The 8,489-nt window shown below is 42.8% G+C and carries 8 protein-coding genes; 3 read left to right on the forward strand and 5 right to left on the reverse strand.

Annotation, left to right across the window (positions count from 1 at the left end):
• Nucleotides 1-125 precede the first annotated feature (125 nt).
• The gene (locus EWV84_RS01965) at nt 126-1,856 is read right to left on the reverse strand and encodes a diflavin flavoprotein (RefSeq protein ID WP_287076077.1); all 1,731 of its coding nucleotides are present in this window, start codon (nt 1,854-1,856) and stop codon (nt 126-128) included.
• A 365-nt stretch (nt 1,857-2,221) separates the two neighbouring features.
• Between EWV84_RS01965 and EWV84_RS01970 the strand changes: the two genes are divergently transcribed.
• Entirely contained in the window at nt 2,222-2,512 is a 291-nt protein-coding gene (locus tag EWV84_RS01970; protein ID WP_286827033.1) for a hypothetical protein, read from the forward strand.
• Between the two features lie 124 nt (nt 2,513-2,636).
• Here EWV84_RS01970 and hypF read toward each other — a convergent pair whose 3' ends face one another.
• From hypF to EWV84_RS01985, 3 genes are read right to left on the reverse strand one after another with little or no spacing between them, the layout of a single operon-like run.
• The gene (gene hypF / locus EWV84_RS01975; RefSeq protein ID WP_287076079.1) at nt 2,637-4,901 is read right to left on the reverse strand and encodes a carbamoyltransferase HypF; all 2,265 of its coding nucleotides are present in this window, start codon (nt 4,899-4,901) and stop codon (nt 2,637-2,639) included.
• Between the two features lie 49 nt (nt 4,902-4,950).
• A complete protein-coding gene (locus tag EWV84_RS01980; protein ID WP_286827035.1) occupies nt 4,951-5,625 on the reverse strand; it encodes an ATP-dependent Zn protease in 675 nt (224 codons plus the stop codon).
• A gap of 52 nt (nt 5,626-5,677) precedes the next feature.
• Nucleotides 5,678-6,088, reverse strand: coding sequence for a coiled-coil domain-containing protein (locus EWV84_RS01985; protein ID WP_287076081.1), 411 nt, complete (start codon nt 6,086-6,088; stop codon nt 5,678-5,680).
• A 367-nt stretch (nt 6,089-6,455) separates the two neighbouring features.
• On the opposite strand from EWV84_RS01985, the gene hisN reads away from it, so the two are divergent.
• Nucleotides 6,456-7,262, forward strand: a complete 807-nt coding sequence (gene hisN / locus EWV84_RS01990) for a histidinol-phosphatase (protein WP_286827037.1) — start codon at nt 6,456-6,458, stop codon at nt 7,260-7,262.
• A gap of 48 nt (nt 7,263-7,310) precedes the next feature.
• Here hisN and rpe read toward each other — a convergent pair whose 3' ends face one another.
• Nucleotides 7,311-8,018 carry a ribulose-phosphate 3-epimerase gene (rpe, locus tag EWV84_RS01995; protein ID WP_287076083.1) on the reverse strand — a complete coding sequence of 236 codons (708 nt, stop codon included), beginning with the start codon at nt 8,016-8,018 and terminating at the stop codon, nt 7,311-7,313.
• Nucleotides 8,019-8,392: 374 nt separating this feature from the next.
• Here rpe and EWV84_RS02000 point away from each other — a divergent pair.
• Nucleotides 8,393-8,489, forward strand: a 97-nt coding sequence (locus EWV84_RS02000; RefSeq protein WP_287076085.1) for a helix-turn-helix domain-containing protein, incomplete at its 3' end; no start/stop codon positions are given.

Raw genomic sequence — 8,489 nt, forward strand, 5'->3', positions numbered from 1 at the left:
GACCAGAACAGAGTAAATCTGTTAAGGCAGGTGCGAAACCCCGCAAGGGAAAGAAGCAGAAACCTAAATCGTGAGGTTTGGGAATCACCGTCCGTTTACGGCGGTGAGGATGTCAAAACGACAAATTAATAGTAACTGCCAGATTTGCGATGATGGATGGCGGTTAAACCCTGGTGTAAAACCTTGCCTTTTTCTGCGATCGCATAAAGCAGCCAATGATCACCGCACTCCATTCGTTGTTCTACCCGACATTCCAGATAAGCGAGCGCTTCGGCCAAAATCGGCCCACCGTTCTCAGCTTTAGTGGTTTCGATATTAGCAAAACGATCTTCTCCGGGGGCAAAAGGTTTAAGAAAATGCTTCATTAAAGCCAAATGTTGACCTTCTTGGAGGATATTAAGGACAAAAGGCGTACCGCTATAAAGCAGAGACTCGATCGCTCGTTCTTTCGCCACGGCAATAGTCAATCCGGGGGGTGTAAACGTCGCTTGCGACACCCAAGAAGCTAACATGGCGCCGCGCAATTCCCCCAATTCGCAGGTGACGATACAGAGAGAACCCACCAAACGTCCGAGAGCTTGCGATCGCCGATCGCTTTGGGATTGGTTAACATTAGTTTTCGGTTGTCTGCTTTTGCGAGCTTTTTTGACTGCTTGAGCGAAATCGGTTCCCGCTTCCTCACAGGTCTTTAAAATTGCCTCCGTCGGCTTAAATTTAACCCGAATTGGCTCAAAACCGAAGCGATAACCGCCATCCCGGAATTTACCTTCCAAAAGATCGATCGCTTCTCCACTCCAACCGTAGGAACCAAAAACCCCCACCAGCTTGCTTTTATCGCCATTTGCTAGGGTAATCCCCAAGGCGGTTTGGATAGGAGTCGGTGCGTGTCCTCCCAAAGTGGGGGAACCAAAGATCAAACCGACACTTTTTTCGATCGCCGTTTTGATCTCGTCTGGTTCGGCGGACTCGGCATTAATCGCCGTCACTGCTACTCCCGCTTTCGTGATCCCCATGGCGATCGCTTGAGCGAGGGTGGCGGTGTTGCCGTAGGCACTAGCATAAATCAGGGCGATTGTCAACTCTTGGGACTTTTGTACTGCTAACCATTGTTGATAGGAAAGGGTCAATTCGTGCATCGCGTAACGCACCAGAGGACCGTGACCAACGGCATAAAATAAGGGCGATTTAGCGGCTAATTTCTCCAAAGCGTTGCTAATTTGGCTGGCATAGGGAGCCATGAGACAATCAAAATAATAACGCCGATCTTCGTTATAAACGCTCCAACCCTCATCAAAAATTTGGTCGCCACAAACGTGCGCCCCGAATAATTTATCGGTGTAGAGAATATCAGTTTTGCTGTCGTAGGTACAGAGTTGATCGGGAAATCTGGGGTTAGGAGTGGGGATAAATTCTAATTGATGGTTTGCTCCTAAATTTAATATTTCTTCCCCCTTGACAACGAACAGATTTAATGCTTCGGTTTCGAGAATTTTTTTCAGGGAAATTGCCCCCGGATTAGAACAAACAAAAGTGACTTGAGGAGCGATTTCTAAAAGTGCCTTGAGGGTAACGGCACGATTGGGGTTAACGTGACCGAGAATAATATAATCAATGGTTTTCGGATCGATTCTTTTAGTTAAAGCCTCTAAAAATATAGCCGAGAATGATTCCCCCGGTGGATCAAAAAGAGCGACTTTTCCACTTTTAATCAAATAACTATTGGCAGTGGTTCCCTTTTGTAATCCGTATTCAATCTCGAATTTTAACCGGTCCCAAGTGCGGGAACGAAAGACAAAAGTATCGACGGCGATTGGTGCCACTTGTACATCTCTCGGTTTGACAATTGCATTATTCATAATCTTAGTTACCAGTTATCAGTTAAGTAGTCAAGTAGTTAAGCGGCAACTTGAGGCTGTGATCATTTTTTACTGGGCAAGTTTGGCATCAAAGTCAACACTTGATTTTTGACTAAATACAGCCTTTTATCGCTAGGGACGAGTGGGGAAATTTATAGGTTATCTTGCCAGCCGGAAGGACATCAATATCTAAAGTACACTATCTCTGGGAATAAACCTAGCTTCTAGCAATTTGCTCGCGAGTAACGATACTCCTCTGGGGGGATTTGCCAGTCTATTGAGAAATTCTAAAGGGAACGTGATCCCCAGAAGCGAGGTGCTAGTCTGAGGAAAACCCTGCTCTCTCCCTATCAGGCAAAGTTTTTATGAGCTATCAGCACTCGTCTTTTGACTGCACTAGCGCCAATTTTGAGAAAGCCGCTTTGACTCATTTTCGCGCTCTTGTGGCTTTTTTACCGGATAATTGCCGTGTTTACCGACAAACCTGGGAATTTTCTACGGTTCTCTGTCTCGATTTTCTAGCCTGTTTGCAGGGACTAGCAATCACCCGTCAAAATTTCTCCCATCTAGTTAATGTGACACAAGAACTGAGTTTAGGTCAAGCAATCATTTTGAAAGTAGGCAATAAAATCGTTGAGTGGCATCGTTTAAGCTAAGATTTCAATTTTCGACAATCCCAACAGTCTAGAAAAAAATCGGCTCTCTCTGTTCTTTCTGTCTCTGTGGTTTATCTTTAACGCTGCTGACATAACCCAATAAAAAGGTAGATTGTCGGCTATTCTAGAACTGTTTGAGTCTAGAAAAAGCCCCGATAATTTGACCAAGGCTAATACCACCATCATTAGTGGGAACAGTTTGCTGCCAGTAGGGTTGAAATCCCGAAGCTTGTAAGCGATTAATTGTTCTTTCCGTCAGATAACGATTTTGAAAACAGCCTCCCGTCAGGAGAATTTTTTCTCTACCTATTTTATGAGCAATTTCTACAATAATCTCACTTAAACTATTATGAAATTTAGCGGCAATTATGCCGATTTGTCCTTGTTTTTCTAAATCCTCAACAACTCCTAAAATTATCTGATTCCAATCAATAACTATGGGTGAGTCGGCGGACAAAGAAAAATTGTAATATTCCTCCGTTTTAATGCTCTCAAGGGCAAATTCTAACTGCATTGCTGCTTGTCCCTCAAAACTTAATTGATAACATAAACCTAGAATCGCCGCCACACCATCAAACAAACGCCCGACACTAGAAGTTAAAGGACAATTAATTTTTTTGGTTAACATTTGCCTAAAAATCGACCATTCCTGTTCACTAAAAGCTGATTTTATCCTAGCCGTATTTTCCATAACTTCTAGTAATCCTAAAGCCACTCGTCTGGGTTCTTTAACTGCTTTTTCTCCTCCCGGTAATGGCCAGGGTTTAAAATGAGCGACTCGCTGCCAAGAATCGGCAGTGATATGGATAAATTCTCCCCCCCAAATTGTGCCGTCTAAACCGTATCCTGTTCCATCCCAAGCAACCCCTAAAACCAGAGGTTGTAGCTGATGTTCTGCCATGCAGGATAAAACGTGAGCGTAATGGTGTTGAATGGGAATAACGGGTAAATTTAAGCTATAAGCGTACTTGGTCGCTAGATATTCAGGATGGGCATCACAGGCAATAATTTCTGGTACAAACTCGTATAATTTTTTTAAACTATCGAGAATATTTTCAAAATGATTGACAGCATTAACCGTATCTAAATCGCCGATATGTTGACTGATAAAAACTTGATTTTTTTGATAGATAGCCACGGTATTTTTAAAATAACTTCCCACGGCCAGAATCGGAGGAAAATCTCCATCATTAACTTTAACGGGAAAGGGAGCATATCCCCGCGCCCGCCGCAAAATCATCGCTTTTCCCGCCATTTCCCTGATAATAGAGTCATCCACTGGTCGAACAATGGGACGATTATGAACTAGAAAAAAATCGGCGATTGTTCCCAATTTTTCTAAAGCTTCTTTTTCCTCAATACAGATAGGTTCATCGGCTAGATTACCACTGGTTGCTACAATAGGAAAGCCTAATTCTGCTAATAAAAGATGATGTAGGGGAGTATAGGGTAACATGACTCCTAGATAGGGATTACCCGGAGAAACCGAAGGAGAAAGATAATTTTTTCTTTGTTTAATCAGGACAATTGCCGCTGCAGGAGACTGCAATAATTGCGATTCTAAAAAAGATACATAACCATGCTTTTTCACTAACTCAAGATTAGGATACATCACGGCAAAAGGCTTATCTGGTCGCTGTTTGCGTTGTCGCAATTTTTGCACTGCTTCCGTATTTCTTGCATCGACGACTAGGTGAAATCCTCCTAACCCTTTGATCGCTATAATTTTTCCCTGTTTAATTGCTCTAGCAGTAGCGATTAAAGCTTGATCTTTTTCCGCTAATACAGAGCCTTGACTATCTAAAAGACTAATTTGGGGTCCGCAGCGAGGACAGGCATTCGGTTGGGCATGAAAACGGCGATCCAGAGGGTTTTCGTATTCCCTTTGACATTCGGGACACTGATTAAAACCTCTCATAGTTGTGGCACTGCGATCGTAGGGCAAACTCTCGATAATACTGTAGCGAGGACCGCAGTTAGTGCAGTTAGTAAAAGGATAGCGATAACGACGATTATTCGGGTCAAAAATATCGGCTAAACAATCGGGACAAGTGGCTAAATCGGGCAGAACAATTGTATTTTTTTCACCGCCGCTGCTAGGACGTATGCTAAAGTTTTGATAACCGACGGGATTTAACCATTGAGTCTCAATATTTTCAATTAGCGATCGAGGTGGTTTTTCTAAAGATAATCGAGTCAAAAAAGTTTCTAGTTTGTCTCGATTGCCCTCGACTTCAATAAAAACTCCCGCTGCTGTGTTATTCACCCAACCGGCTAAGTTTAATTCCGTTGCTAATCGATAAACAAAAGGACGAAAACCGACCCCTTGTACTGCTCCGCGCACAATTAAAGCTAATCGCTGATCGGATTGATTGATCTGATTATTCATAAAAATTTAACGGGGAAATCATCAAATTCATCCCTGATTACTTTTCCCGTTATACTAAACTTTCACTAATCACCCGACAGCATTCTTCCACACTGGCCCTTTTTTCCATAGCTATCACTAAAGCTTGATAGGCAGTCTGTTGTTTTTCTAAAAGAGTTTTTGCCTGTAATAAACTCCAGCGCTCTTTTTGGGCATAATTATTCTCGGAAACCCCCGCTAATTTTAAGGCCGATTGCAGATAAAATCGATCGCTTTCTCCCCCTTCCGCTTTACCATAAACTAAGGTTTCGGCAGCAATTCCCGCCATCCACACCGTAGAAATTCGCTCTAAAAAAGCAGGAAAATCGCTAAAATTCTTGACTTTTTGCTCTAAATCTGCTAGGTCAAATTGAACACCGCCGACTCCCTCCTGGCCTTGACGAAAGGCTTCCCAAGCGGTCAAACTATAACCAGCGATCGGAATGCCTAAAATATAAGCGGTGAGAAAATGCCCGGCTTCGTGGTGAATAACTCTTTGACGGTGTTTACTAGGAGAAAGAGCATCCAGTAGTAAAGTCACGCCCCGGTTATTAAAGGTGAGAGTATCAACGGTAACTAATCCCAAGAGGCTAAGAGTAGCCAAAGCGGGAACAAAAGGCGAAATAGACAGCAAAGGGGTGACAAACACGGAAAGAGTGATCGAAAAAACGGTAATCGCGATCAGATTTAAAGCTGTCTGTTCCATAAAAATTGATAAAAATATACAAATGCTTAATACTATGTTACATTCCCTAGTTTTATTTTCCCCGAATTAACCAACCAATTACCCCACCCACAAAAGCAGTCACAATCGATATACCGATCTGTTTCCAGTTTTTTACCTCGCCAATTTTTTCAGCTAAATCGGGAATTTTTCCCACGGATACCTCGATGAGTTTCACTCTTTCATTTAAACCCGTGATTTTTGCGTCTAAAGTCCTGATTTCTCCCTTAATTTCCGTCTGTCCTATCTCCAAGACCTGAATTTCTCTTTTGATCTCTCCGACACTATTCTCGATCGCTTTTTGTCCATTCTCCAAAGAGGTTAAACGAGTTTCGATCGCTTTTTGTCCACTCTCCAAAGAGGTTAAACGAGTTTCGATCGCTTTTTGTCCACTGATAATCAAATCTTCTAACCTTTTTAGGTCATTTTCCGTAAAAGCCGTCATCAGCTAAACTCCTAATAGATTAATTTTTTCTCGTCTTGAGATTGGGTCGATCGTTGACTAATTTAATTATGGAGTCAAAATCAAACTGTTACCCATTGATAGTTCTAGGTTCGACGCGGCAATAGGGATTTAGGGTGATAGGGAAATTTCCAGCTAAATCCCCCAACTCCCCACTTCCCCTTTACCATAAATAAACATTATTGTTTGCCTGTATGGATAACTTTTATTGATGAATATTGATCGCACTATGCAAGAGGCAATAGGGATTTAGGGTGATAGGGAAATTTCCAGCTAAATCCCCCACCTCCCCATCTCTCCTTTACCATAAATAAACATTATTGTTTTCCTATATGGATAACTTTTATTGATGAATATTGATCGCACTATCCAACTAGCTCATCAATTAGCGGACGCTTCTGGAGAGATTATCCGGCGCTATTTTCGGCAGCCCCATCTAGAAACCGAGACAAAACTCGATCAAGTTTCCTCAATAGTAACAATCGCCGATCAAGAAGCTGAGGAGGCGATGGTGGCGATTATTCGGCGAGAATTACCCGAAGATGGGGTTATTCGGGAAGAAGGAGCCAATATTCCCGCCCAAAGTGGTCGTTATTGGGTGTTAGATCCGATCGATGGAACATCCTCTTTTGTCAAGGGATTACCGATTTTTGGGACTTTAATCGGCCTAGTGGCAGAAAATCAACCGATTTTAGGAATTGTCGATCAACCGATTTTAGGCGATCGCTGGTTAGGAGTGAAGGGAAAAGCGAGTCTTTATAATAACCGGATGATTGTTAATCCCTACCGTCAAGATCGGGAACTTGTCTTAAAAAATGCCTGTTTAGCCTCCACCACTCCCTTAATGTTTATCACAGAACGACAACAAGCGATCGCTCGTCAGCTGCAAACCGTCTGTAAACGTACCGCTTTTGGGGGTGATTGTTATAACTATATGATGTTAGCCACTGGCTGCACTGCCATGCCGATGGTAATCCTAGAATCAGACCTGAAATACTACGATTTTTGTGCTTTAATCCCGATTATTGAAGGTGCGGGCGGAATAATTAGCGATTGGTCAGGTAATCCCCTACAAGCTGATTCTAGCGAAGTTTTAGCCGTCTCTAATTCTGGTTTATGGCGGCAGGTTTTAGAACAAATCAGCAGAGTGGGTTAGTGCGAATACTAAGATAATTAGTCAACAGCTAACCCACCCCCGCGGCAATTAAACGGTGACTAATTGAGGTTGGGGACGTTTGCTGTTACGGATACCTTCGATCGCCGTCGCGTAATCGGGGGCATTAAATACCGCCGAACCTGCTACAATCGCATTAGCACCCGCTTCGAGAACTTGCCAAGTATTAGCCGGTTTTAAGCCGCCATCCACTTCAATCCAGGGATCCAAGCCTCTTTCATCGCACATTTGGCGTAATTGACGGATTTTGGGGACAACTTCTGGGATAAAACTCTGGCCACCAAAACCGGGGTTAACGCTCATAATTAAGACTAAATCGCACAAATGCAGCACATATTCGATTAAATCTAGGGGAGTGGAGGGATTTAATACCACACCCGCTTGTTTACCGAGTTCGCGGATTTGGCAAAGAGTACGATGGAGGTGGGGAGAAGCATTATGTTCAGCGTGAACAGAAATAATGTCAGCACCCGCTTTCGCAAAGTCAGCCACATATTTTTCCGGTTCCACGATCATTAAATGCACATCTAAAGGTTTTTTCGTATAGGGACGAATAGCGGAGACAATCAGGGGTCCAATGGTGATATTCGGGACAAAACGACCATCCATCACATCAACGTGAATCCAATCGGCTCCTGCCTTATCCACAGCCTCGATATCGGCTCCTAATTTACTAAAATCCGCCGATAGGATCGAGGGAGAGACAACGATCGACTTCGAGCTTCCGTTTTGGGTCATGGCTAACTATAGAATTTCGTGTTTATATTTTCGTAACAATCTTATCAGCAATCAGTGATCAGTGATCACTAATCGGATTTGAGTTTTCAGTCGGGGTAATCCCACGGCATTTTGTATAAATTGTAACAGACAAAAATTTCTGATTGTTGTATGGCAATAACCGCTACTGACAATCAAGGATTTCTACTCTAAAATGAAAGATATTGCCATCCCTGTTAGGGAATTTCTTAGAAACTTGAGGTATATAAGTGTGACATAATCACCGTTTCGCATTTAACCTTCATCGAAAATTTGGGTCTGAAACCCCGTCGTTCTACGACGGCTTTACCGTTAAATATTAGCACATTTACGGAATATATGCTAAAATGCTCCCCATGGAAAAAGCCTATTCTTACCGATTTTACCCCACACCAGAACAAGAGTCGCTATTGCGGCGCACTTTGGGCTGTGTAAGATTAGTTTACAATAAGG

Origin of the sequence: Microcystis sp. M_QC_C_20170808_M3Col (genome assembly GCF_007095505.1) — a bacterium.
GTDB lineage: Bacteria > Cyanobacteriota > Cyanobacteriia > Cyanobacteriales > Microcystaceae > Microcystis.